This window comes from Providencia sp. PROV114 (genome assembly GCF_032704305.1).
Taxonomy (GTDB): Bacteria; Pseudomonadota; Gammaproteobacteria; order Enterobacterales; family Enterobacteriaceae; genus Providencia; species Providencia rettgeri.
Window position 1 is genome coordinate 4477256 of record NZ_CP120528.1, and the last position, 24999, is coordinate 4502254.

25 protein-coding genes are annotated in these 24999 nt (G+C 40.3%); 7 read left to right on the plus strand and 18 right to left on the minus strand.

Annotated features, from left to right (window positions below; translation table 11 throughout):
• Positions 1 to 4: 4 nt before the first annotated feature.
• The 3 genes from gpsA to P3L37_RS20655 form a co-directional block, all read right to left on the minus strand.
• Entirely contained in the window at positions 5 to 1033 is a 1029-nt protein-coding gene (gene gpsA / locus P3L37_RS20645) for an NAD(P)H-dependent glycerol-3-phosphate dehydrogenase (protein WP_004265161.1), read from the minus strand.
• Positions 1033 to 1509, minus strand: coding sequence for a protein-export chaperone SecB (gene secB, locus P3L37_RS20650; RefSeq protein WP_272667512.1), 477 nt, complete (start codon positions 1507 to 1509; stop codon positions 1033 to 1035). Before secB ends, gpsA begins: the two co-directional genes overlap by 1 nt.
• Positions 1510 to 1638: 129 nt before the next feature.
• Positions 1639 to 2076 (minus strand): rhodanese-like domain-containing protein, encoded by a 438-nt coding sequence (locus P3L37_RS20655; RefSeq protein ID WP_004265159.1) that lies wholly within the window; start codon positions 2074 to 2076, stop codon positions 1639 to 1641.
• A 433-nt stretch (positions 2077 to 2509) separates the two neighbouring features.
• Between P3L37_RS20655 and envC the strand changes: the two genes are divergently transcribed.
• Positions 2510 to 3799, plus strand: a complete 1290-nt coding sequence (gene envC, locus P3L37_RS20660; RefSeq protein WP_115168198.1) for a murein hydrolase activator EnvC — start codon at positions 2510 to 2512, stop codon at positions 3797 to 3799.
• A 30-nt stretch (positions 3800 to 3829) separates the two neighbouring features.
• Positions 3830 to 4888: a divergent polysaccharide deacetylase family protein gene (locus tag P3L37_RS20665; protein WP_272667511.1), complete on the plus strand. Its 1059-nt coding sequence runs from the start codon at positions 3830 to 3832 to the stop codon at positions 4886 to 4888.
• 61 nt (positions 4889 to 4949) lie between these two features.
• Here P3L37_RS20665 and tdh read toward each other — a convergent pair whose 3' ends face one another.
• Both tdh and P3L37_RS20675 read right to left on the minus strand, forming a co-directional pair.
• Entirely contained in the window at positions 4950 to 5975 is a 1026-nt protein-coding gene (tdh, locus tag P3L37_RS20670) for an L-threonine 3-dehydrogenase (RefSeq protein ID WP_004906937.1), read from the minus strand.
• Positions 5976 to 5985: 10 nt separating this feature from the next.
• Positions 5986 to 7182: a glycine C-acetyltransferase gene (locus P3L37_RS20675; protein WP_109912521.1), complete on the minus strand. Its 1197-nt coding sequence runs from the start codon at positions 7180 to 7182 to the stop codon at positions 5986 to 5988.
• A gap of 229 nt (positions 7183 to 7411) precedes the next feature.
• Between P3L37_RS20675 and rfaD the strand changes: the two genes are divergently transcribed.
• From rfaD to P3L37_RS20695, 4 genes are all read left to right on the plus strand, one after another.
• A complete protein-coding gene (rfaD, locus tag P3L37_RS20680) occupies positions 7412 to 8350 on the plus strand; it encodes an ADP-glyceromanno-heptose 6-epimerase (protein ID WP_004906933.1) in 939 nt (312 codons plus the stop codon).
• A 23-nt stretch (positions 8351 to 8373) separates the two neighbouring features.
• Positions 8374 to 9420 (plus strand): ADP-heptose--LPS heptosyltransferase RfaF, encoded by a 1047-nt coding sequence (gene rfaF / locus P3L37_RS20685; protein WP_110731535.1) that lies wholly within the window; start codon positions 8374 to 8376, stop codon positions 9418 to 9420.
• Positions 9420 to 10382 carry a lipopolysaccharide heptosyltransferase RfaC gene (rfaC, locus tag P3L37_RS20690; protein WP_109912523.1) on the plus strand — a complete coding sequence of 321 codons (963 nt, stop codon included), beginning with the start codon at positions 9420 to 9422 and terminating at the stop codon, positions 10380 to 10382. The genes rfaF and rfaC overlap by 1 nt, the downstream gene beginning before the upstream one ends.
• A gap of 95 nt (positions 10383 to 10477) precedes the next feature.
• On the plus strand, positions 10478 to 11338 hold the full coding sequence (locus P3L37_RS20695) for a WlaTC/HtrL family glycosyltransferase (RefSeq protein WP_115168204.1): 861 nt from the start codon (positions 10478 to 10480) through the stop codon (positions 11336 to 11338).
• A 55-nt stretch (positions 11339 to 11393) separates the two neighbouring features.
• On the opposite strand, the gene P3L37_RS20700 is transcribed toward P3L37_RS20695, so the two are convergent.
• Together P3L37_RS20700 and waaA are read right to left on the minus strand one after the other, a co-directional pair.
• Positions 11394 to 12854 carry a glycosyltransferase family 39 protein gene (locus P3L37_RS20700; RefSeq protein ID WP_117162982.1) on the minus strand — a complete coding sequence of 487 codons (1461 nt, stop codon included), beginning with the start codon at positions 12852 to 12854 and terminating at the stop codon, positions 11394 to 11396.
• Positions 12855 to 13053: 199 nt separating this feature from the next.
• Positions 13054 to 14334, minus strand: a complete 1281-nt coding sequence (waaA, locus tag P3L37_RS20705; protein WP_004906923.1) for a lipid IV(A) 3-deoxy-D-manno-octulosonic acid transferase — start codon at positions 14332 to 14334, stop codon at positions 13054 to 13056.
• Positions 14335 to 14525: 191 nt separating this feature from the next.
• Between waaA and coaD the strand changes: the two genes are divergently transcribed.
• The gene (gene coaD, locus P3L37_RS20710; protein WP_004906920.1) at positions 14526 to 15011 is read left to right on the plus strand and encodes a pantetheine-phosphate adenylyltransferase; all 486 of its coding nucleotides are present in this window, start codon (positions 14526 to 14528) and stop codon (positions 15009 to 15011) included.
• Between the two features lie 10 nt (positions 15012 to 15021).
• Here the strand turns inward: coaD and mutM are convergent, their stop codons facing one another.
• From mutM to radC, 11 genes are all read right to left on the minus strand, one after another.
• Positions 15022 to 15831, minus strand: coding sequence for a bifunctional DNA-formamidopyrimidine glycosylase/DNA-(apurinic or apyrimidinic site) lyase (mutM, locus tag P3L37_RS20715; protein WP_004906918.1), 810 nt, complete (start codon positions 15829 to 15831; stop codon positions 15022 to 15024).
• Positions 15832 to 15852: 21 nt separating this feature from the next.
• Positions 15853 to 16998: a glycosyltransferase gene (locus tag P3L37_RS20720; RefSeq protein WP_227024237.1), complete on the minus strand. Its 1146-nt coding sequence runs from the start codon at positions 16996 to 16998 to the stop codon at positions 15853 to 15855.
• Between the two features lies 1 nt (position 16999).
• The gene (locus P3L37_RS20725; RefSeq protein WP_109912524.1) at positions 17000 to 18016 is read right to left on the minus strand and encodes a glycosyltransferase family 8 protein; all 1017 of its coding nucleotides are present in this window, start codon (positions 18014 to 18016) and stop codon (positions 17000 to 17002) included.
• Entirely contained in the window at positions 18009 to 19247 is a 1239-nt protein-coding gene (rfaL, locus tag P3L37_RS20730; RefSeq protein WP_110731534.1) for an O-antigen ligase RfaL, read from the minus strand. The genes P3L37_RS20725 and rfaL overlap by 8 nt, the downstream gene beginning before the upstream one ends.
• Before the next feature lie 14 nt (positions 19248 to 19261).
• Positions 19262 to 20275, minus strand: a complete 1014-nt coding sequence (gene waaO / locus P3L37_RS20735) for a lipopolysaccharide 3-alpha-galactosyltransferase (protein WP_117162980.1) — start codon at positions 20273 to 20275, stop codon at positions 19262 to 19264.
• A 24-nt stretch (positions 20276 to 20299) separates the two neighbouring features.
• Positions 20300 to 21097, minus strand: a complete 798-nt coding sequence (rfaP, locus tag P3L37_RS20740) for a lipopolysaccharide core heptose(I) kinase RfaP (protein ID WP_272667510.1) — start codon at positions 21095 to 21097, stop codon at positions 20300 to 20302.
• A complete protein-coding gene (locus tag P3L37_RS20745; RefSeq protein WP_272517805.1) occupies positions 21090 to 22214 on the minus strand; it encodes a glycosyltransferase family 4 protein in 1125 nt (374 codons plus the stop codon). The genes rfaP and P3L37_RS20745 overlap by 8 nt, the downstream gene beginning before the upstream one ends.
• Before the next feature lies 1 nt (position 22215).
• Positions 22216 to 23280: a lipopolysaccharide core heptosyltransferase RfaQ gene (gene rfaQ, locus P3L37_RS20750; RefSeq protein ID WP_042851478.1), complete on the minus strand. Its 1065-nt coding sequence runs from the start codon at positions 23278 to 23280 to the stop codon at positions 22216 to 22218.
• A gap of 198 nt (positions 23281 to 23478) precedes the next feature.
• Entirely contained in the window at positions 23479 to 23646 is a 168-nt protein-coding gene (rpmG, locus tag P3L37_RS20755; RefSeq protein WP_004265124.1) for a 50S ribosomal protein L33, read from the minus strand.
• Positions 23647 to 23657: 11 nt separating this feature from the next.
• Positions 23658 to 23894 (minus strand): 50S ribosomal protein L28, encoded by a 237-nt coding sequence (rpmB, locus tag P3L37_RS20760; RefSeq protein WP_004265123.1) that lies wholly within the window; start codon positions 23892 to 23894, stop codon positions 23658 to 23660.
• Between the two features lie 274 nt (positions 23895 to 24168).
• The gene (radC, locus tag P3L37_RS20765; RefSeq protein ID WP_004906900.1) at positions 24169 to 24837 is read right to left on the minus strand and encodes a RadC family protein; all 669 of its coding nucleotides are present in this window, start codon (positions 24835 to 24837) and stop codon (positions 24169 to 24171) included.
• Positions 24838 to 24999: the final 162 nt, after the last annotated feature.

The window sequence follows — 24999 nt, forward strand, 5'->3', positions numbered from 1 at the left end:
TTTATTAATCATGCAGCTTTGGCATATCGGCAATTTCATCTTTCGTCGCACGCCCTAGTAGTGCTTGCGCCGCCTCTAACACATTTTTATGGCGGTAAAGGATTTGATAAATTTGCTCAGTAATTGGCATTTCAACACCTGCCCGCTCAGCCAGTGCGCGGACTTCCTTGGTATTACGATAGCCTTCAACGACTTGGCCAATCTCTTTTTCTGCATCTTCAACGCTAACGCCATCACCTAGCATCATACCAAAGCGGCGGTTACGGGATTGGTTATCTGTACACGTTAACACAAGGTCACCTAAGCCTGCCATACCCATAAAAGTTGCAGGGTCTGCTCCCAAAGCTGCACCTAAACGACTCATTTCAGCTAAACCGCGGGTAATCAATGCAGTACGTGCATTCGCACCAAAGCCCATGCCATCAGAAATACCGGCACCAATAGCAATCACGTTTTTTACTGCACCGCCCAGTTGCACCCCAACCATATCCGGGTTCTTATAGACGCGAAAGCTCTTGCCGCAATGGAATAACTTTTGTAAGTCATCACCAAATTGGCTATCGCTTGCGGCAACAGAAATTGCTGTTGGTAAACCTGCGGCGAGCTCTTTTGCAAACGTTGGACCGGACAACACAGCCAGAGGAATTTCATTACCTAATACCTCACGTGCCACTTCTTGCAACAAACGGCCAGTATCCCTTTCTAAGCCTTTAGTCGCCCAAATAATACGGGAGTCTGCGCGTAAGTATGGCTGGATTTGTTTTAGTACATCACCAAAAACATGGCTCGGTACCACAATCAAGATATTGGGGCTCGCCTCAACGGCGCGTTTTAAGTCCGTTTCGAGAGATAAACTATCAGGAAAAGAAACGCCAGGCAAAAACGCCTGATTACTGCGATCTTGTTCTAATTGATGAATGTGTTTTGGGTCATGGCCCCATAACACAACCTGATGTGCATTACGTGCAAGCGTAATGGCTAAAGCGGTGCCGTACGAGCCGGCACCGATCACTGTCATTGAAGCAGTATTCATTAAGCGTCCTGTTGAGCTTCTGAGTTCTGCGCTTGTTCACCTTGTTGCTGCTGTAAATAGTTCATGAACAGTGCATCAAAGTTAACTGGCGCTAAGTTCAATTGTGGGAATGTACCACGGCCCACTAAGCTAGTGATCGCTTCACGTGCATATTGGAACAGGATGTTCGGGCAATATGCACCTAAGCAATGTGCCATTTGAGTACCTTCAATACCTTCGATAGAGAAAACACCCGCTTGCTGGACTTCACACAGGAAAGCGGTTTCTTCACCTAAAGTTGCAGTCGTTGTGACGCGTAAAACAACTTCATAAACACCTTCAGACAGCTGAGTTGAAGAAGTATCTAAATCTAATTTAATTTCTGGCTGCCACTCGTGTTGAAAGATGTGTGGTGCATTAGGTGCTTCAAATGAAACGTCTTTTGCATAAATGCGTTGAATTTGAAAAACCATTTCTGAGTTGTTTTGTTCTGACATAGTTTATGTACCTTTAACTTCCATATGAATTTTCCCTGTCATTCTTTGAGCTACAGGGGTGTTCGCTGCATTGCGCTACCCAAGTCACATACTGCGAATATAACTTGGGAGCAAATACATGCTGGATAACTACTTCTTACCACGAGCTAGCGGAAGGTTTTCACCTGCCCAGCCAGAGATCCCTTCTTTCAGGACAAAGACTTTTTCAAAACCGTGTTGTGCCAGCTGTTCAGCAGGTTTACCTGATTCCATACCACTCGCAGAAACGATAATCACTGGTTTCTGTTTGTGTTTTTCTAATTCACCTAAATTATTCTCTTTAATTTCAGACGGTGTTAAGTTAATAGAATCAATAATGTGCCCTTTACGGAAATCATCGCGAGAACGTAAATCGACAACAACCGCCTCTTCTTTATTAATCAGTGTAATCGCTTGTGAACGAGCAATCACTTTCGTTTTAGAGAAAAGGCCTTTAAAGGTCATAACAACCACAGCAACTAATAGCGCTATCCAAACCAGACTCAATAACATGTTCCGGCTTACAAATTGCATGATTTCTTGGATCATGGGGGGCAATCACTCCCGTTAGTTAAAAACGAATATCAAAGGGTTCTGAGTATACCTTTGTGTTGAGCTAATTACAGCCAATTCCCGCAAACTAGCTTATTTTTTTTGCGCTAAGGCACGCAAAATTAACACCGTTCAGTGAAAAATCGCTTTTCTGTTTCGAAGCGGTACGCAAATATTTTATCATAAACGTGCGAAACAGGTCTAAATCGTGCTTCAAATAGGCAGTGAATAAGAAAAAAGTATTGAATACTGGCTATACAAAATAAATCAGTGATAATAAAACTGTGTTATTTGACTTAATATAGTTCTGATTCAGGGCAAAAGTCCGAATTTATAAATGTTTTCAATACTATTTGTTAGACAGTGCTGGAAACCATCACTTGCAGATGAAATAATCAGTTATTGCATTTAATTGAGGTGATTTATCACGATGGCCAATACACATCATCGAATGAAAATTTCATTTATTCGTCAGGCTATTAGCGCTCTCTTTGGGTTAGGGTTGCTTGCGCTCGCCCCAACACAAACTGTGTTTGCCAACCAGATCACTGAAAATAAAGGGCAATTACATGATTTACTCAAAAGTATTGCTGAAAAAGAAAAAAGCGTAAAAGAACAACAAGCCAAGCGCTCAGCACTGCTTGAACAACTTAAACAACAAGAGCAAAGCATTTCCGCCGCAGGGCGTAGCCTGCATGAAACTCAAAATCAGCTAAAACAATTAGATAAAGAAATTGTTTCCTTAAATAGCAATATCAAGCAGCTACAAACCAAAAAACAACAACAAGAAAAATTATTAGCTGACCAACTAGACGCTGCCTTCCGGTTAGGTAAACACCAAGGGTTAACCCTCATGTTCAAAGGTGAAGAAGGCCAGCGAGAAGAACGTATTTTGGCCTATTACAGCTATTTAAATCAAGCGCGTGAAAAAAACATTGCCGCATTAGAAGAAACCACTAAAGAGCTACAAGAACAAAAACAACTCGAACAAAAAAAACAAGCCGAACAAAAAACAACGCTGGCTCGCCAGCAACAAGAAAAACGAAAGTTGGATAATGCACGTGCTTCACGGCAAAAAACCTTAAATGCCCTTGAAAGTACATTAAAAGAAGACCAAAAAAATCTTGCTGTTCTAAAACAAAACGAAGCGAGATTACGCGACAAAATTGCTCGCGCCGAACGTGAAGCTAAGGCCAGAGCAGAGCGAGAGGCCAAAGAAGCCGCACGTATTCGCGCACAAGTCGCTGAAAAAGAGCGTCAAGCCAAACAAAAAGGCTCAACCTATAAACCGTCAGAGAGTGAACGTTCACTGATGTCCCGTACTGGCGGTTTAGGGCGCCCTGCTGGGCAAGCTATTTGGCCAGTTCGCGGCTCATTGCTTCATAACTACGGTGATGTCATTTCCAGCGAACTACGTTGGAAAGGCATGGTTATCGCCGCTAATGAAGGAACGCAAGTCAAAGCCATCGCTGATGGGCGTGTGTTACTGGCTGACTGGTTGCAAGGCTATGGGCTCGTTGTCGTCGTTGAGCACGGTAAAGGGGATATGAGCCTGTATGGTTATAACCAAAGTGCCTTAGTGAATGTTGGCCAAGAGGTTAGAGCGGGCCAACCTATCGCCTTAGTGGGTAGCAGTGGCGGCCAAGAACGTCCTGCCCTCTATTTTGAAATTCGCAGACAAGGTAAAACCGTGAACCCTCGTCCATGGTTAGGACGATAAATTTTAAATTCAATTAATTAGGATAACATTATGTTGAAGCACTTTCCCTTTCGGCCACTCATTCTCTTCTCATTATTGATGATGTGTCTACCGGCGAGTGCTGCAAAATTAGCGATTGTGATTGACGATTTCGGATATCGCGTCAAGGAAGATAACCAAATTTTAGCCTTATCCCCAGCGGTGACTATTGCCATTTTGCCAAGCTCACCTCATGGCCGTGAAGTCGCAGAAAAAGCACATCAGCAAGGACGTGATATTCTCATTCACATGCCAATGAAACCATTGAGCAAGCAACCATTAGAGAAAGACACATTGGCCCCATCGATGAGTGCAGAGGAAATTGACCGTATTATTAAAAATGCGATAAGCCGGGTTCCCTATGCAAAAGGTATGAATAACCATATGGGAAGTGAGATGACGTCTAACTTGGCAGGAATGCGCCATGTGATGCACAGCCTGTCAAAGTCAAACTTGTTTTTCCTCGATAGCGTGACTATTGGCAATACTCAAGCAGGTAATGCTGCCAAAGAGTACAGCGTTCCCACGTTACGTCGCCATATTTTTATTGATAACCACCAATCGGAAGAAGAAACCCGCACTCAGTTGAATAAAGCCGTTGCTTACGCGCGTAAACACGGCAGTGCGGTTGCCATTGGCCATCCGCACCCATCTACCGTTCGAGCCTTGCAAAAATACCTTGCCCAACTTCCTGCTGATGTTGAATTAGTTGCCGTTAGTACTCTGCTGAGCCCTCAATCTAAAACTAAACAACCAACATCATTAAGAATGTTATCTGAAGAAGCGAAGAAGGCACAGCCTCAGTCCGAACAACCAATGCAAAATGAAATAAAAACAGCGCCAACCGAAGAAGCTGTCATCGGGCAACCTGAGACCGTTAGCCAACCAGAAAATGTGATTATTCCGCAAGAGCTCGGTATATGTGAGTTTACATTACCAACCTCTAAGCGACAGGGAATTGATTTTATTATGTTTGTTGTTGAGAGTATTTATAACGATAAGGCTTTACAACCCCTGCTGGTTTCGGGCGATAAAGCGCAAAAACGCCCGCTTTTCAAGCAACAGCAGTAAGCCATTTGTATTCCCCCTTCTTAGTGCAAAAGCCAAGAAGGGGACTGGATATGATAAAAATTTAATCCCAGTTTAAAATCACTTTACCAGATTGGCCTGAACGCATGATATCAAAGCCTTTTTGGAACTCATCAATGGGGAATTGATGAGTGATAATTGGTGATAAATCTAAACCAGATTGAATGAGTGTCGCCATTTTGTACCATGTTTCGAACATTTCTCGGCCGTAGATCCCTTTAATAAATAACCCTTTAAAGATCACTTGGCTCCAATCCGTTGCCATTGAGGCAGGAGGAATCCCTAATAGGGCGATTCTGCCACCGTGGTTCATGGTGTCTAACATGGTCTGAAAAGCGGCTGGTGCACCAGAAACTTCTAATGCAACATCAAAACCTTCTTTCATTCCCAATTCGTTCATCACGTCTTTTAAATTTTCACGACTGACGTTCACGGCACGGGAAACCCCCATTTTTTTCGCGAGTTCAAGTCGATAATCATTCACATCCGTGATAACAACATGTCGTGCTCCCACATGTCGGCACACTGCGGCTGCCATGATGCCAATAGGCCCAGCGCCGGAAACCAGCACATCTTCCCCCACTAAATCAAAGGAAAGTGCCGTATGAACTGCGTTACCAAATGGGTCAAAAATCGCCGCTATTTCATCAGGAATGTTATCGGGAATTTTAAAAGCATTAAATGCGGGGATCACCAAATATTCAGCAAAACACCCTTCTCGGTTAACCCCAACTCCAATTGTATTGCGGCAAAGATGGGTACGCCCGCCGCGACAATTTCGACAATGGCCACAAGTAATATGCCCTTCCCCTGACACTCGGTCACCAATTTTAAAGCCTTTGACTTCCTGCCCAATTGCAACAATTTCCCCTATATACTCATGACCGACAACCATTGGAACAGGAATAGTTTTTTGTGACCATTCATCCCAGTTATAGATATGTACATCCGTACCACAAATCGCAGTTTTACGAATTTTGATCATCACATCATTGTGCCCGAGTTCCGGTTTCGGAACATCCGTCATCCATATACCTGGTTCAGCTTTCAGTTTGGACAGTGCTTTCATAAAAGACCTTTTATTTGATTATTTTTAGTTTTCTACCAATGCGGGTGAATGCATCAACAGCGTGTAAAATATCCTCCTCACTATGCGCTGCAGACATCTGAGTGCGAATACGTGCCAGACCTTGCGGTACAACAGGATAGAAAAAGCCCGTGACATAAATACCTTCATCAAGTAACTCTTCTGCAAAAATTTGGGCAAGTTTAGCTTCACCTAACATGACTGGGATGATGGCATGGTCTGCTCCAGCCAAGGTGAAACCCGCTGCTGTCATTTTTTCCCTAAATAACACAGCATTACGCCATAACTTCTCACGTAATGAATGACCTTCTTTCATCATATCGATCACTTTGATAGATGCGGCTACAATTGCAGGAGCGAGTGAGTTCGAAAATAAATAAGGGCGAGAACGCTGACGCAGCCATTCAACGACCTCTTTTTTCGCTGCCGTATAACCACCGGATGCACCGCCGAGGGCTTTACCTAATGTCCCCGTGATAATATCGATACGCCCCATTACATCGCAATACTCATGGCTACCACGGCCATTTTCCCCAACAAAACCAACAGCATGTGAATCATCCACCATCACCAATGCTTGGTATTCGTCGGCAAGGTCACAAATGGATTTTAAATCCGCGATAACACCATCCATCGAGAACACACCATCTGTGGCAATCAAAATATGGCGAGCCCCTGCTGTTTTGGCTTCCTCTAAACGTGCTTTTAATTCCACCATATTGTTATTGCTGTAACGGTAGCGTTTAGCCTTACTTAACCTAACCCCATCAATAATTGATGCATGATTTAATGCATCTGAAATAATGGCATCTTCCGGCCCTAATAAGGTTTCAAACAGCCCACCATTTGCATCAAAACAGGATGAGTAAAGGATCGCATCTTCCATACCCAGAAAATCCGCCAATTTGCGCTCTAAAATTTTGTGGCTGTCTTGCGTTCCACAAATAAAGCGCACAGACGCCATCCCAAAACCATGGCTATCCATTCCTTGTTTAGCGGCCTCGATGAGTTCGGGGTGGTTTGCAAGACCAAGATAATTGTTAGCACAGAAATTAATAACTCGCTGGCCACCTGCAATTTCAATGTCAGCATCTTGTGAAGTCGTAATAATGCGTTCGTTTTTAAATAACCCGTCGGCTTCAATTTGTACCAATTGCTCTTGAATCTGCTGATAAAATCTTTCTGACATGATTTCTTCCTGTAAAGTGACTATTAATTGAGTTTAATAATAGTCTCTACACGTAGCGATATTCACAGCATAAATAAGTTAAGTTTGTAGCCAAGATCACGATATTTCCCTTACTCTTATTTAAGTGTTAGCTCAATTCTCTTCTATCAATGCTACCGTCAGCGCCAAGAGATGTTATTATAGTCACCAATTACGATCCTATTTTCTTAACCCATTTGAGGTATACCCAATGATCATAGTCACTGGCGGAGCTGGTTTTATTGGCAGCAATATTATTAAAGCCCTAAATGCAATCGGCCGTACAGATATCCTAGTCGTTGATAATCTGAAAGACGGGACTAAATTCGCTAACCTTGTTGACCTTGATATTGCGGATTATGCAGATAAAGAAGATTTTATTGGCAGTATCATTGCGGGTGATGATTTCGGCGATGTCGATGCGGTATTCCATGAAGGTGCTTGCTCGTCAACCACGGAGTGGGATGGCAAGTATATGATGGACAATAACTATCAGTATTCGAAAGAGTTACTGCACTATTGTTTGGATCGCGAAATCCCATTCTTGTACGCTTCTTCCGCAGCAACCTATGGTGGTCGTAGCGATAATTTTATTGAAGAGCGCCAATTTGAAAAACCATTAAATGTCTATGGTTATTCGAAATTCCAATTTGACCAATATGTGCGTGAAATCCTGCCTGAAGCTAACTCACAAATCTGTGGTTTCCGCTATTTCAACGTCTATGGGCCAAATGAAGACCATAAAGGCAGCATGGCAAGCGTTGCTTATCACTTAAACAAACAAATCAATGAAGGGCAAAGTCCAAAACTGTTCGAGGGGAGCGATACTTTCCGCCGTGACTTTATTTATGTGGGTGATGTGGCTGCGGTAAACTTATGGTTCTGGGAAAATAATGTTTCAGGTATTTTTAACTGCGGAACAGGTCGTGCGGAATCTTTCCAAGCTGTTGCTGATGCAGTCACTGAATTCCACAAAGATAAAAATGTGGCTATCGAATACATTGAATTCCCTGAAAAATTAAAAGGTCGCTACCAAAGCTTCACACAAGCTGACCTCACTAAGCTACGTGCCGCCGGTTATACCGCACCATTTAAAACGGTTGCAGAAGGTGTCACCGAATATATGCACCTGCTCAATAAAGACGCGTAACGCTTATTTCTGAAAAATTATTTATGAAAATATTGGTGATCGGCCCTTCATGGGTAGGGGATATGATGATGTCACAAAGCCTTTATCGTACGATCAAGGCGTTGCATCCCCATGCACAGATTGATGTGATGGCACCACAATGGTGTCGTCCTTTACTCGCCAAAATGCCCGAGGTTAACGAAGCCATTCCTATGCCTCTCGGACATGGTGCTTTGGAAATTGGGGAACGTCGTCGATTAGGTAAGAGTTTGCGGGCAAATGGCTATGATCAAGCTATTGTGTTACCAAATTCCTTAAAGTCTGCATTTGTGCCTTTCTTTGCAAACATCCCCAAAAGAACAGGGTGGCGTGGAGAAATGCGCTATGGCCTACTCAATGATATTCGTCCACTAAATAAAGAAGCTTTTCCTTTAATGGTGCAAAGATATGTTGCTCTTGCTTATGATAAGCAAACTATTAAATCAGCTTCCGATATTCCGACACCCATTTTACCGCCTAAACTGGTGACGGTGCCGCAAGAAGTTACTGAAACCCTGCAAACCTTTGGGGTTGATGGTTCTCGCCCTATTATTGGTTTTTGCCCTGGCGCAGAGTTCGGCCCCGCCAAACGTTGGCCCCATTATCACTACGCCTCTCTTGCTCAAACACTGATTAGCCAAAAAGGCTATCAAGTACTGCTATTTGGTTCACAAAAAGACCACGAGGCAGGTGAAGCCATTCGTCTAGAGCTGACCGATGATGCGAAATTACATTGCCATAATTTTTCAGGTAAAACATCTTTAGAACAAGCCGTTAATCTAATCGATGCCTGTAATGCAGTTGTCAGTAATGACTCTGGTTTGATGCATGTCGCGGCAGCGCTAGGTAAACCTCTTGTCGCCTTGTATGGCCCAAGTAGCCCTGATTTTACCCCACCATTATCAGATAAAGCAGAAGTGATCCGCCTAATTACGGGGTATCACAAAGTGCGTAAAGGTGACGGTGAAAGTGGTTATCACCAAAGTTTGATTGATATCCAACCTCAATTAGTTATCGATGCGTTAGCTCGGTTAAATATAGGTATTGAATGATGCGAGTATTATTAGTCAAGACATCTTCAATGGGGGATGTTTTACACTCATTACCTGCACTGACCGATGCACAGCAAGCCATATCGGGTATTCAATTCGATTGGGTCGTTGAGGAAGGCTTCGCGCAAATTCCAACATGGCACAGTGCCGTTAACCAGGTGATCCCTGTGGCCATTCGCCGCTGGCGAAAAAATTGGTTTTCTGCGCCGATCAGAGCCGAACGTGCCGAATTTCGCAAGAAATTACAAGCAACACATTATGATGCTGTCATTGATGCACAAGGGTTATTAAAGAGCGCTTTTCTTGTCACCCGCTTAGCGCATGGTGATAAACATGGCTATGACCGCCATAGTATTCGCGAACCATTAGCCAGCTTCTTTTATGACCATCGTTACGCAATCAGCAAGCAACAACACGCCGTTGAACGTATTCGCCAGTTATTTGCCAAAAGTCTTGGTTACACCTGCCCAACACAACAAGGCGATTACGCGATTGCTCGACACTTTTTGCAGTCTGCAGAAGAGCATCAAAGCCCTTATGTCATTTTTTTGCATTCAACTACCCGTGATGACAAACATTGGCCTGAAGAAAATTGGCGAGAACTTATTGGACTGATGGCTGAAAGTGGTATCAAAATCAAATTGCCCTGGGGAGCACCTCATGAGCAGCAACGTGCAGAACGATTAGCAAAAGGCTTTGATTTTGTTGAGGTCTTACCTAAACTCACGTTAGCTGAAGTTGCACAGCAAATTGCAAACGCTAAAGCGGTGGTTTCTGTCGATACTGGGCTTAGCCATTTAACAGCGGCACTTGATAAACCTAATTTTACCCTGTTTGGCCCCACCGACCCCGGCTTGATTGGGGGATATGGGCAAGGGCAACATACGATTAAATCTCCGAATAACCATATTGAGGATATAAGTGCTATCTACACTTATGAACAGTTGAAACATTTTCTATAGAAAGGTATCTTAGCTACTCAAGCCTTTTAGTCTTTTACCGCATCATTTACGTAGGCAATCTTTTTTCGTCTACTCAATACCAGACATTAATTATAATGAATAATTCAATTACAATCATAACGGCATTTTTTGACATCGGTAGAGGAAATTGGAATAGAAAAAATGGCCGATCTAACTCATTAGAGTGCACAAATAATACCTACTATAAGTATTTCAGTAGATTAGCAAAGCTTGAAAACACGATTGTTGTTTTTACAACATCGGATTTACAAGAAAAAATCCTTTCAATGAGAAAAGGTAAAACAACTCATATCATTACGATTGATCTCCATAAAAAATTCAAATTTATTATCAAAAAAATAGAACGAATTCAAAGCAGTGGTACATTTAAACAACTAATCGACCCAAAATTATTACGATTCCCTGAATATTGGTCACCTGAATATGTTTTAATTAATAATCTAAAACCTTATTTTGTCAAAAAGGCCATTGACCTAGGTTTAGTTGATAATGCTCTCGCTGCTTGGGTTGATTTTGGTTATATCCGAAATAATGAAAATATTTATGGAATTAATGAATGGTACCACCCATTCAGTGAAAATAAGATTCACTTATTTACTATACAAGATACTTCAAACCTCACTGATGAACAGTCAATCTTAAAAACAATATTAAGTAATGACCCACATATAATCGGCGGTGTTTTAGTCGCTAGTAAAGAAAAATGGCCTGAATTTTGTAGAATTGTCTTTGAGACACAAAAGAAGTTTTTATCTTCAGGTATTATTGATGATGACCAAGGTGTATTTTTAACCTGTGTAAGTAAGTACCCAAATATTTTCCAATTAAATTACTTAGGGTATATGAAATGGCGGAATGTATTTAAACTATTTAATAATGGTTCAAAATACAATCGTCTTATGCGTTTAGCTATATCACTAAAATTAATTCGATAAATAAGTCTAACTTGTAAGAATAGGCCTTTAAAAAGGCTCTATTCTCAACTAGTAATTATTTCTCTGGTGCAATAAACCCAAAGCACATGGTTTCAGGGGCGGCATCCGGTTCAGAACGATAAATCACATCTTCTTTTTCTATCGTAAATTGTGGCCAGAACTTACGTACCTTGGCAAAGTTTTCATGGGCGCAATCATCATATTTCTTGCCCAGCAATAATGCACCATGTTGACGAATTTCGGCTTCAGTAATATCACGATTGTACACATTTGGCGGCATATGTTTTTCCATTGACCAGGGTTGGATCACATGCGGTCTATCCTTGCCATAAATAATAAACCATTGATATTGGTTATCTTCTCCACCAACATATTTAACTGGCGTGCCATATCGCTGATACCAACGTTGTTCCCCATCTGCTATCAAGGTTTTTACGCCAATAAATTTTTGCCCTGCTCCACGGATATTCGCTGCCTGAACCGTGATATAACCAACCACGACTAAAACACCAAAAATGGCAAAACCAACCAATGACTTCTTAAACGGTTTTCTTGGCATCACGGTTATTGAGCCAACAAATAAAGGCGCACTAATAGCCATAAATGGCTGCAACCATTCAGTTATTCGACCACCATCGTGGAAAGAGAACCAGCCGTATATCACAACCAGTGGAAAAAGAAGGATAAAGTTAGCCATGCGGTTAGGCAACGCTTTAGGCCACCCTAACTTTCCGCCACTGCAATAAACAATAATCGCAGCAATCACTAACGGATAAAACACGCTAAGTGCGGCTTGTGTGGTATGAAGATTAAACCCAGGGTCGATTTGTGAATCTACCCATTTAAAAGCCGAAAAGTCCGTTGCCATCAACCAAAAGAAATTTGGCAATACCAAAGCAAACCATAAAGCAATCGCAAGGTAAAAAACAGGATGACGATAACTTTGACGAGCTTGTTTTACGAATAGGGTCAATAAGAAAACAGACCCAACTAGCGCCAAGGTTGAGTATTTACCCATAGTTGCAAGACCAGCAAATAAGGCAAACGGTAACCACCATGCAGGGTTATCATCAACAGCACGTAAAAAGAAATAGATAACCCAAGGCCATAATGTCACTAAAATATAGTTATCATTATAAGGAATGATATCGAAATTAATGACACCAGATAAATTCAACATTAGCATTGCAAACCAAGCGAAATCACGACGCCCAGTCAAACGAAAGGTTAGCTTCCACACCCCAAGTAAACCAAATGCAATACCGACAAAATGGCTAAAATACCAATAAAAGCTGTAGGAGATATCAAGGTAAATTGCAGGCCACATCATGACGCCAACAAACCATGGGTTTTTAGGTGATCCCCACTCCCCATTCATTCCCCAGTTCACTGCTTCTACTGTGTCATAAGGTACGGTTGGGTCGAAATAAAAACTCGCTAAGATCCAAACTATGGCATAGCTTATGACCCATAAATAAACATATTTATTTGAAATTGATTGATTAGTGGCTGGCATATAGTCTTAAAAAGATAAGCAAAAGTTCCAACATTCCATTTGGATACTACCCTAATAGTAATAAACCAAATCGAATGACTCTATAATAAACGAGGCAGTCTACTATAGTTTAAATGCAATACTAGGATGTGCCATAAAATATTCGCAATTCATTGCTGTAATGTTCAAGTTAATACTCAAAAAAAGACATTACTTAGCTTTATTGCTCTCTCGGGGGTAAATAGGGTTGTAACAGTTTTAATAATCGTTGAAGAGCGCCTTGGTTCTCATGAAGAACCTCAGCGGCATGGCGCCCATAATATAACCGGTAATCTTCATCAGAAAGTAAACTTGTCACGGCTTGAGCCATTGATTCACTGTCTGTCACCGTAATTAAGCCATCTGCTTGAGTTAGTTTTCCACAAATATCTTTGAAATTAAATGTGTGAGGCCCCATTAACACAGGTAGCGCATGAGCTGCCGCTTCGAGCGGGTTATGCCCTCCAGTTTCTACCAAGCTTCCCCCGACAAAAGCAATGTCTGCAATTCCATATAACAGCATCAGTTCACCCATGGTATCACCAATCACCACTTGAACCTCTGCGGAAGGAATCGTATTCGCACTGCGACGAATAAAGGTTAAACCGGCTTTTTGAGTTAGTTCTTCTGCTTTGGCAAAGCGTTCTGGGTGACGAGGGACTAAAATTAACAATAAATCAGGAAAACGAGATAATAATTTTTGATGTGTTTCTAAGACAATCGCTTCTTCACCCTCGTGAGTGCTGGTCGCTATCCAGACTGGGCGATGCGCCGCCCATTGTCGGCGTAAAGTTATTGCCCTGACAGCTAATTCAGGCGTCACAGAGATATCAAACTTCAGGCTCCCCGTGACACTCAATTGCATTCGCCGCAACCCTAATTGAACGAAACGTTCACCATCTTCCTGATGCTGTGCTGCGACCATGGTGACATTACGAAGCATTCGTTTCACAAAGCTGCCTAGCTTTTGATACCCTGCAGCAGAGCGCTCAGAAAGTCTTGCATTTGCAATAACCAATGGAATTTTACGTTTATGCAACTGGTTAATCATATTTGGCCATAGCTCAGTTTCCATAATGATCACAAGTTTTGGGTCGACTTGTTTCAGGAAGCGGTGCATAGAGCCAGGAAGGTCATAAGGTAAATAAACGTGGTCGACATCATCACCAAATGCAGAAAGAACACGCTCTGAGCCCGTTGGTGTCATCGTGGTTACTGTAATTGGCAAAGACGGATAATGATGGCGAAGTGCGCGGACTAGTGGAACGGCTGCGAGGGTTTCCCCGACAGAAACTGAATGTAATAAAATACCTTGAGGTTTTACTTTTCCCGCACAAAAGCCATATCGTTCACCCCAGCGTTTACGATAGGCAGGCGCTTTACGGCTGCGCAGCAATAGGCGAACCCATATAAATGGTTGGATAAGATAAAGAAGTACCTGATATAGACGCAGCAATAACATTCGATCTGATTCACTTACCAAAATTGGCGCTATCTTACCATAAAGCTCAAATAAAAGTGTGTAGAATATGCACCTAAAAATAGCAGTAAAATCTCATCTACAGTTGCAACCCTACTAGATAGCCGATAATGTTAACGCTTATTCATGCTATTTTTTCGAATAGATAATACAAACAACGAGATACTATCATCATGATACACAAGGCTATTTACCCTGGTACGTTCGACCCAGTAACATCAGGACATGTTGATATTGTTACCCGAGCAGCAGCAATGTTTGACCATGTCCTGTTGGCTATTGCTAATAGCCAACGAAAAAACCCGATGTTTTCCCTTGATGAGCGCGTAGCCCTTGCTAAAGAAGTAACTTCTCACCTTGATAATGTTGAAGTTGTTGGGTTTTCTGAGCTTATGGCTAATTTTGCGCAAAAAAATGGCGCAAATATTCTTATTCGGGGCGTTCGTTCTGTGGCTGATTTCGAATATGAGTGGCAATTAGCGAATATGAACCGCCATTTTGTTCCTGACTTGGAAACCGTATTTTTATTACCATCGCAGAGTTTATCCTTTGTTTCCTCTTCTTTAATCAAGGATGTTGCACTTCACGATGGTGATATTTCGTCTTTCCTACCCCCAGTGGTTGCTGAGGCAATGCTAAAGAAACTCAATAAAAAATAGCAAGGTTTCGCTATTTTTGACATTGCGGACAAAAGAAGGTGCTACGTTGCCCCTGTTTAATGCTTTCGATTGGCGTACCACACATTGAGCAGGGTTCACCTTTTTTTCCATAGACAAACAATTCTTGGGCAAAGTAACCCGGTTTACCATCCGACTGTAAAAAATCTTTCAGTGTCGTACCGCCTTGTTCAATAGAGCGCTGTAACACCTTTTTGATCTGCAACACTAGTTCAGTAATTTCAGCTAACGTTAAGGTATTTGTGATTTTTTCAGGTGATATTTTTGTTGCAAATAATGCTTCGTTAGCATAAATATTGCCTACACCAACAACGACTTTGTTATCCATTAACCATGGCTTAATTGCCACTTTTTTCTTTTGCGCTAATTCATAAAGATATTGCGGGTTAAAGGCGTCTGATAATGGCTCAGGCCCTAAGTGTGCAAGTACCGAACTGTTTTCTAAATCATCACACCAGAGCCAAGCGCCAAACCGGCGAGGATCCGTATAGCGTAATACCTTGCCATCTCGCATGACTAAATCCACGTGGTCATGTTTTTCTTCAGGCAATTCTTCGGTCAGAATACGCACACTACCAGACATTCCCAAGTGAACAATAATCCAGCCTTTTTGTAGCTCAATCAGCAAATACTTAGCGCGACGTTGAACACTCAAAACCGCTTCATCTGATAAACTTTTAATTTGTTCACTAACTGGCCAACGTAAACGACCGTTACGTACAATGGCGTAAGAGATTGTATTACCGACTAAATGTGGCTCTATTCCACGACGACTGGTCTCAACTTCTGGTAGTTCTGGCATATATAAACTCGCATTTTTCGCTTAGGGATACCATTTCGCAATTACCCCCATGAGCTCATCTTTGACAATTTCCCAAGTGAAATTATCATAAGCATGTTTTTTAGCATGGTAAGCTATTTCTTGACTATTTGGGTGATTTAACGCGCTAGTAATATCCTCCGCCATACTCAAAGGCGAAAGTGGCTCCCTGAAAATAAACCCAGTTTCATTATGGGAAATAAACTCTACCATTGCTCCTCGCTGGCTCGCTATCACTGGGCGACCCGAAGCCATCGCCTCTAATGCAACCATACAAAATGGCTCTGGAGCGATGGAAGGTACAGCAATCACATCCGCAAGAGAATAATAGTGCCGAATTTTTTCAGGATGAACACCACCTAAGAAAATGCACTGCTCACCCAAATTTTTTGCATAATCTTTTACTTCGTCTTGATATTGCGCTAGTTCACCTTTTAATGCAGCATTTGGGTCACCTACAATGACGAGCTTATAACGAGGGTCTTCTTTAAAGAAAGTCTCGCACGCCTGCATTAATTCAAGTAATCCTTTATCTCTAGCGATCCGGCCAGCGAATAAAACTATTTTATCTTCTGCTGTTAGCCCAAAATCCTCACGCTTGACCTCAGGTGGCTGAGCATAAATTTCACCATCAAACCCATTACGAACAACTTCAATAAGCGCATTTGGTAAACGTTCTCTGTACCAATTTTTCATAAAATGGCTTGGCACAATGATTTTTATGTCTTCAGGGACATCTTTAGGCTCGTACAAATTATGCATGTGTAACACAACATTATTATGTCCTTCTTTCTTAATTATTTTTTTGAAGGATTTAATATGATTGTGAACAAAAATAACACTTTTATTCGGGTTTGGCGAAAATTGATGTTTAATTTTGACAATTCTATCTGCATAAGAATATGGGTCTAACCTTGTCCATTTCTTAAATAGTCTTGTATACACTTTTCCAAACTTAATACGCTCAATTTCACAATACTCATTAACAACAGAATGAGCGCTATATCCATCATTTCGTATACAAACGATTCGGTTTTCAATGTCTAATCGTTTAGCGACATTGTACATCCACGATTCAATTGCAGCCGCACTTTTAGGGGGTATAGAAAATATAGGTGAAACTGTTAAGACAATCTTATTAATCATCATATTATTTTCTTTTTTTTGTGTGTTTTTCAAACAAGTAATATATGCCTGACAAAATACCTGATAAATAAGAGCCTTGCTTTAATAAGTGCTTGTACTCTTTTTTCCTTTCAGCAAATTTAGTGGCACACTTTAAATCATCCTTTGTCCAAGGTGATTGTGCTAATGCTTTATAAAAAGGCTGAGAAGAAGGATAGTTCGCCCATTTATGCCAAGGCTTACTCACCCCCGTGTAATGAATTAAAACTGTTTCAGGTGTAATAATGGTTTGATATTTTTGATGAGTTCGGTCATACAGTTCATTTTTTAGTGTATAAACCGTATTAAATTTCTGATTAAGTAATATCAGGTCATTCCTTAAAATAAGGTTTAACACATCTTGATCTGGGTACTTAAACCGTTGTTTCGCATTTTCTGCAGATAACAATTCAAAACATTGCTGAGTAACTCGTTTTTCGTGCCATTTTTTTAAGTTCACAAACATAACACCCGAGTTAAAATAGGTCTCAGCTAACTTTGGAGTGTGAAGCCGTGTCTCACTTTTTGTTCTTACACCGATGTCATCGGCAATAACACCACAAACTTTATCTTTAATTAAATCAGCCGCCAAATTCAATTGGCCATTACAGATAACATCCGCATCCAAATATAGAGCAACATCATAATCTTTCGAGAGATAATCTAAAGCAACTAACCGAAAATACATTGCTGAAGACCAAATATCAGAAGCTGGCAATGTTTTTAGTAATTGATTATCCAATTCATAAATATGAAATTCAGCTGGAAACTGATGAGAAATAACCTTCAGCTTCTCTAAAAAGCTAGGGCTGACTTTATCTAAAAAATAATGAAATCTGAAGAGCGTATTTGGGTTATTAATAAGTAAAGAGACCGCTGAAACACCAGCACCAAACTGATAGTTTTCATCCGAACCATAAATAACATCAAGACATGGTAATGAGGAATTACTCGTATTAGACCCCTCATTTAGTAGGTATTTATTTGTTATCAGGTTATTCATGGCACACTCTTTTCTGCTTAGTTGAACTATGTCCCATCATGGCGATTAAAAAACCTAAAAGAATACCTAAAGGCTTAAGGTCCACTTGTTCAAACATCCCACGAACGAGATAGAAACTAATAAGGCTTAACAGCAATGCAATGAAAGCAAAGTAAATTTCCGGTTCATCAGACCTATTTTTTATCCCTTGCATTGAGGAATAGCACATTGACAAAAATACCGCACTAAATATCGCTAACCCTGCAATACCCGCACCAAACCAAATATAAAGCCAAATATTATGGGGCCCGATAGATTGCTTAAATGTCCATTCCGGATGATTTTTTACAACACTATTGTATTTTTCATGATAGATTTTATCGCCAAAACCATAACCGATAACTGGATTTTCCAGTATAAGCTCAAAAGCGGTTCCTTGGGTTCCATTAGTATAACGGTGAGTGCTATCTGTCTGCTCTAGCTTATAAAACAGTTTTTTACTTGTATCGGGATAAATTAGTTTAATTGAAATAAGTGAAATTACCGAAAGGCATAATACAACCCCAATTAGCTTCCAAGGACGTTTAAAACACAAAAATAATAACCCCGCGACTGCGACTGCAACCCATGCCCCTCGAGCTAACGTTCCAAGTAAAACAAACAGAAATACAATACTTAAAATATAGAAATAAATAAGTCTAGATTTAGGCAATAAATACCAAAGAATAGGAAGTATTGGAAAGAAGAAAACTAACGCATCCGAAACATGCCTAAAATCATAGGTAGTAAACGGTAAAATACCCTGCTGATAGGCTATATAGTAGCGGCATAACTCAACAAGTAAAACTAAGGCTAACGATACAGTAAAACTCGTTAATAATAGTTTTGAAATCTCTTTTAGGCTTTCTCTATATAAAATAATTGGCAATAAAAGTGATAAACTTAGTATTCCATAATTCAATAAATTATTGTTAATAGTTTTAATAGATACACTTAATATGTTTGAATAAGATATTGATATATAAAGAAAAATAGAAAAAGCAACAACTAAATATAAAAGTTTATTATTTAATCTTTTTAGCACTTTTTTTGTATCTAAAGACAGATAAACCAAAGATGTGGCTATCATCAAATAGAACAGAATATGCTTATATCTGGTTACATTTTCCACAAAAAAAAGAACAATAAAGATTAGCACCAAAGCTTTGTTATACTTTGAGAGAATACTTTCATTTCTATCTAAAAAAGACATAACTTGCCCAATTATTATTTACTTAATTTAACCAAAAAATACTGAAGATTATTTTTTATACCAGAGAGAATTTTTCCCTGATTAAACATATGCTTAGCACAATAGCGCAAATGATTACTGCTTTTAGCCTTCAGTAACGGAATGTCTTTCCAAGGTGATGCATTTTTTGCATTAGTAAAGGGCTGAGCTGTTGAGTAATTTGCCCACTCATGCCAAGGCTTAGTTGGGCCAATATAATGAATCAATACAGTTTCAGACGTTATTGGGTTCTCTTTTTTGCCTTTTTGCAGCTCATAATTAATACTATATTGAGTGTTGTATTTGCCATCAAGGTAAATGACTTTCCCTGTTAATAGCATATTTAAGATATCTTGATCTAAATAGGATAATTTTGCTTTAACAACATCTTGAGAAAGTAAGTCCATTGCTTTCGTTGAGATATCAAATTTTGACCAATTCACTAAATTTAAGACTAAAAAACCTGCATTAAAATACCCCGAAGCGATGCTCGGGATCCCTAACGCATCAGCTCTTTTTTGCCACCAAATACTATCCCTTTCAGGCACAACTGCAGCTATTTCATCATCTTTAAACGGAATATTTAACAGTGGCTGCAGCGTTCCTTGACACATAATATCTGCATCCATATAGATCATTCTATCTAGCTGATTTGAAAAGTAATCCGCAATAATAAACCTGAAATAAGTTGCATATGACCAATTTTTGGTACTTGGTAGCAATTTAAGCTGTTCACAGTCAACTAAATAAACTTTAATACTCGTCTTATATTGCTCTGCGAGCTGTTTAAATAATTTACTTTGCTCATCATCAAAGTAGTCAGTAAACACATGAAATGAAAAAGAGATATCAGGATTTGTTTTTAATAGAGAAGCAATCGAGATCCCACAACCATATAGAAAATTACGGTCAATCCCATAGGAAATATGTAAGCTATCATTATTAACAATAGCGTCTGGTGACGATAAATCAATTTGCTGTGTAACCGCATTTTCTTTATTGAAGAACATTTATATCTCTCTTCTCTCTTTGACTCACAATGACTTTCTAATTGTGCGTTCTTTAATTTGTGCAGCTTTGCTTTCCGCTTTAGCTATCAATGATGCTTCTTGTTGCAAAATAACTCGCAGCGATAAGCCAAAATAGATTTTTATAAAACGAAGAATATCACGCTGAGTTAGCCCAATATTTAATGATGAGTAATATAAACCAATTAAATCTTTATTGCGCCAACGGGTTGGAACAGAATTTCTGAGTTGTGCCCGATGTAAATCAATTACTGATATTTTTAACTGTTCTTCATTTCCCGTAAATGGCAAATGCAGTAAAAAATGGCAAATATAACAATCACGATGGTTAATACCGGTCGCGTGCATTTTACGCACCATCTTCGCAACACGACGAATAATCATTTGTTTGGTACTAAAAGTTGGCGGGTTATCTAGCCAATTTGCACAATAATCTTCCAAACTCACCGTCGGGGTCAAATCTTCAGTAATAATAAAGGAGTGACGACGAAGAGGGTTAATCCCTTTTTGCCCAAAAGCTCGACCATTCATCGTGTCAACTCCCACTTGAGTCAGTTGATGAATAGCATTCCACTCTCGATCAGCGCCTAATACTGGCAACCGAAAAGAAAATAGATTTTTAAGAACTTCCTTTAGTGTAGTCCCATAATGAATTTTTATAAAATAGCTGCGTCCCTCAAGTTCAAAACGCAGAGTTTTACGCGATTCTAACGCACGAAAAACTTCACCTTGTAGCTTATCCGCCTCGATAAATGGATCTTTATTCTTCCACAATTCACTAAAAGGGGGTTTTAACTCAATCATTCGCTTCCCCTAAAATAATATCTGCGGCTTTTTCTGGTAAACTATATAAATCTTCTGTATCGGCAAAATATCGCGCATTACTTGCCCATTGTGCTAATTGAACCGGATTTTTTAAACTATCTTCTAGAGCCAAGTTCAGAACCGTTTGCTCAAAGGGCTCATTTACCACAATACCGCATTTGGCTTGGCTAATAAATGAAGCATATCCACACACTTCTGTGACAATAATCGGTAAACCCGCGGTAATTGCCTCTAATAACACAATACCAGCAGCTTCTTGATAAGCCGGGTGCATTAATATATCGGCTGCAGCCATTAATTCTGCAATATCATTACGTCCACTAAAGAAAGAGACTTGCGAACCAATGCCTAACGTTTTTGCTAACTGCTGGTATTTCGCCGGCTTATCTTGGCCAACTACCATTAATAACGTGTTTTTCTTAATCTCTTCGGGTAATGCCGCAATGGCTTTTATGGTCCGATCGACGCCTTTACGTTTGAAGTCAGAACCCACCTGCAATACTAAAAATGCAGATTCAGGTATTTGATTTTTTTCACGATAAACTTTTTTAGCTTCCTCAACTTGCTTATCATACTTTCTATCTTGGGCAATACCGGGTGGCAGCATATGGAAACGCTCATTTTCTGTCCCATAATGCTTTTTAAAATGACTAATTTGATGCGGTGTTAACATGAGTAATTGCGTCGGTTTCCCCACTGCAAAAACAGCTTTTTCAAATGCAGCATAGTGTTTATAGCGAGGCGTCAGCTTATAAAAAAAACCTTTTTCTTCAGCGACTTTTTGTGCATAACAAACATCTGCTGCATAATAAATATCTAGTCCTGGCATTTTATTGAAACCAACTACCCGCTCAGCAGGATGCTGCTTTAAATGCGCCAACACCCAGTCACAATATTGTGCGTTTCGTCCATGATTCGTTTTTGATGTCACCGGCACGATAATAATTTCAAAGCCGCTAGGCTTATCACCATCCCATGATTGGGTATAGACACGTACGTGATGCCCACGTGATTGGCATTCCGTTGCAATACGTAGAAAATCCCGCTGTAACCCACCAAACGGAAAGTATTTATATAAGCAAAATGCCAGATTCATGTTAATACCTTGTCATCATAGAGCGAATATTCATCGGCAATATTTTCTCTGTGGCTTTAATTACATCGGATGCAGGGACAATAGATAAATACTTTTTACTGCGGTCAAGTTCATCTCGCGGAGGCATAGGTTCATAGTCTCCGGCCCAGAATTGCACACTATTATCGCTCCAAGGCCGCCAAAAAATATGATTTGTCGCACCGAAAAGACACACAATTGGTGTTTTGACTGCAGCAGCAATGTGCATCGGTGCAGAATCAACACCGATGAATAGAGCGGCATGAGCAATCAGTGCGCCTAACTCTGGAAATGAAGTCTTTCCTGCAAGCTCAGTAACAGGCGTTGTTTGGCAACCATTTGCAATATCACTGATACATTCTAAATCTTCTTTACTCGGTCCCGATGTTAAAACCACTTGATAACCACGAGACTGCAATGCATCAATGACGGCTGAAAACTTTTCATTATCCCAACACTTAAAAGCTTGGCGCGCTGTTGGTTGAATAACGACATAGCTGCTATGGACACCTAAGCTTAGTAACCTTTCATCAATATTTTTCCAATCCTGCTCTGAATAAGACATCGTTAGATGCGTTTTTAATTCTTTTATTTCTAACGGCTTGAGCACTGATAGGTTATTCAGAACAACGTGTTCGCCTTCAGGTTCTATCAAATGCGTAAAACTATTACGCCAGTATTTAGAATCTCGATGGGTAAATTGATGGGAAATTTTTGTGTCAGCAGGAATAGCCCGAACTAATACACTCACCATCCACTGATCTGCAAGGTTAACAACTAAATCGTATTTATTTTTACGCAGCTTTAGCAGTAGCTTAATAAAATTACATGCTTTACTCAGCCCACTACTTTTTTTCCCCGCCATGCCGTACAAAGCGTTAATTTCAGCATTTTCAGAGAGAATGGGGATAGTATCCTGATAAAGCAAAACGTCAATTTCAGCATCAGGATATCGGTGTTTTAATGAGCTGATAACGGGTGTTGTCAGCAACATGTCCCCATGAAACCTCATCTTGATCACAAGAATTTTTTTAAACTGTTTTTTCACCAGGCACTCTTAATCAAGTCTATATGTAAAAGACAATAGTCATTCGACAACAAATATCATTATTAATTCAATGAATACTCACTATGTTACTACTTTCATAATAATGGTCATAGCTTCGAATGCACATATCCGCGACAACCCAAATTTTAGGTAAAAAAAAACTCAGCCGAAGCTGAGTTTTTAACGCAGAAAGCAAAATTATTTGATTTTTGCTTCTTTGTAGATCACATGCTTACGAACAACTGGATCGAATTTTTTCAGTTCCAGTTTTTCTGGCATTGTGCGCTTGTTCTTCGTAGTGGTATAGAAATGACCTGTACCTTCAGAAGAGACTAGCTTGATTTTCTCGCGAATACCTTTAGCCATTTTTTAGCTCCTTAGTACTTCTCACCACGGGTACGCAGTTCAGCAAGAACAGCATCAATACCCTTTTTATCGATAACACGCATACCTTTAGCAGATACACGCAGTGTTACGAAACGTTTCTCAGACTCAACCCAGAAACGGTGAGAGTGCAGGTTTGGCAAAAAACGACGTTTGGTCGCGTTTAATGCGTGTGAACGGTTGTTACCGCTCATTGGACGCTTGCCAGTAACTTGGCAGACTCGTGACATGTCTATTCTCCAAAAATCTAATCAGCTCGAGCTTTTTTGTTCTGGGTATGGCCGCCTCGTCAGGCTTAGGAGCCCATCTCAGCAAACTTTCATTGACTGAAAAAACCGTTGATACCTAAATAAAGATTTACTTTACTAAAACGTAAAAATTTACTGAGATAGGCCCTTCTCGCCAAACCCAAGATCCTTAAAGGTGGCGTAGTATACGCTTTCCATCGTTTTCACTCAAGCCCAACACAAAGAAAGTTGTCATTTTTTAGGCAAAAAAATAATTTTATAACCATCCTCGCTCCACAAATGACACACATTGCTTATGCCCAACGACAAAATGGTCAAGCAATTTAATCCCCATAATAGTACAAGCACGTTGGATACGCTCTGTCACTTGCCTGTCTGCTACGCTTGGTTCCGGGTTACCTGATGGATGGTTATGGGCGAGTATAATCCCGTTTGCATTCATTTTTATGGCAAAGCGAATGATTTCTCTGGGGTGAACTTCAACTTTGTTTAAAGTACCTTTAAACAACTCTTCATGACAAATAATTTGATTTTTATTATTTAAAAATATCACGACAAAAACTTCACGCTCTTGCCCTGCGAACAAATCCAACAACTTTGCTTTCAACTGTTCAGGCCCAGTCATCACATCTTCATGTAAAAATTGTTCAGAGAAAAAACGGCGAGCTAATTCACTCACAGCCTGTAATTGGGTAAATTTACAACTCCCCATTCCTTTACATTGCTTGAGTTTTTCGTAGTCTGCTTGTAGAAGCAAATATACTGAACCAAACTCCTGTATTAAACGCTTCGCAAGCTGTAAAACGGGTTCGCCTTGGCTCCCTGTACGTAGAAAAATAGCGAGTAGTTCAGCATCAGATAACGCAGCTGCCCCGTATGCGAGTAGCTTTTCCCTTGGTGGTAGGTCTAGATGTTCACTCATCATATTTTTTGTCCCTAAATCCCTTGCTTCCTTTTTATCTAGTCTAAAAAACATTCACAATCACTCTCATAAGGGTTTGCGTAGCGCTTCGCAAAAATAGTATTGTGATGAAAAATCGAGCGCGCCACCTCGCGCTTCTCTGTGGTAATATGCCTCCCATGTTGA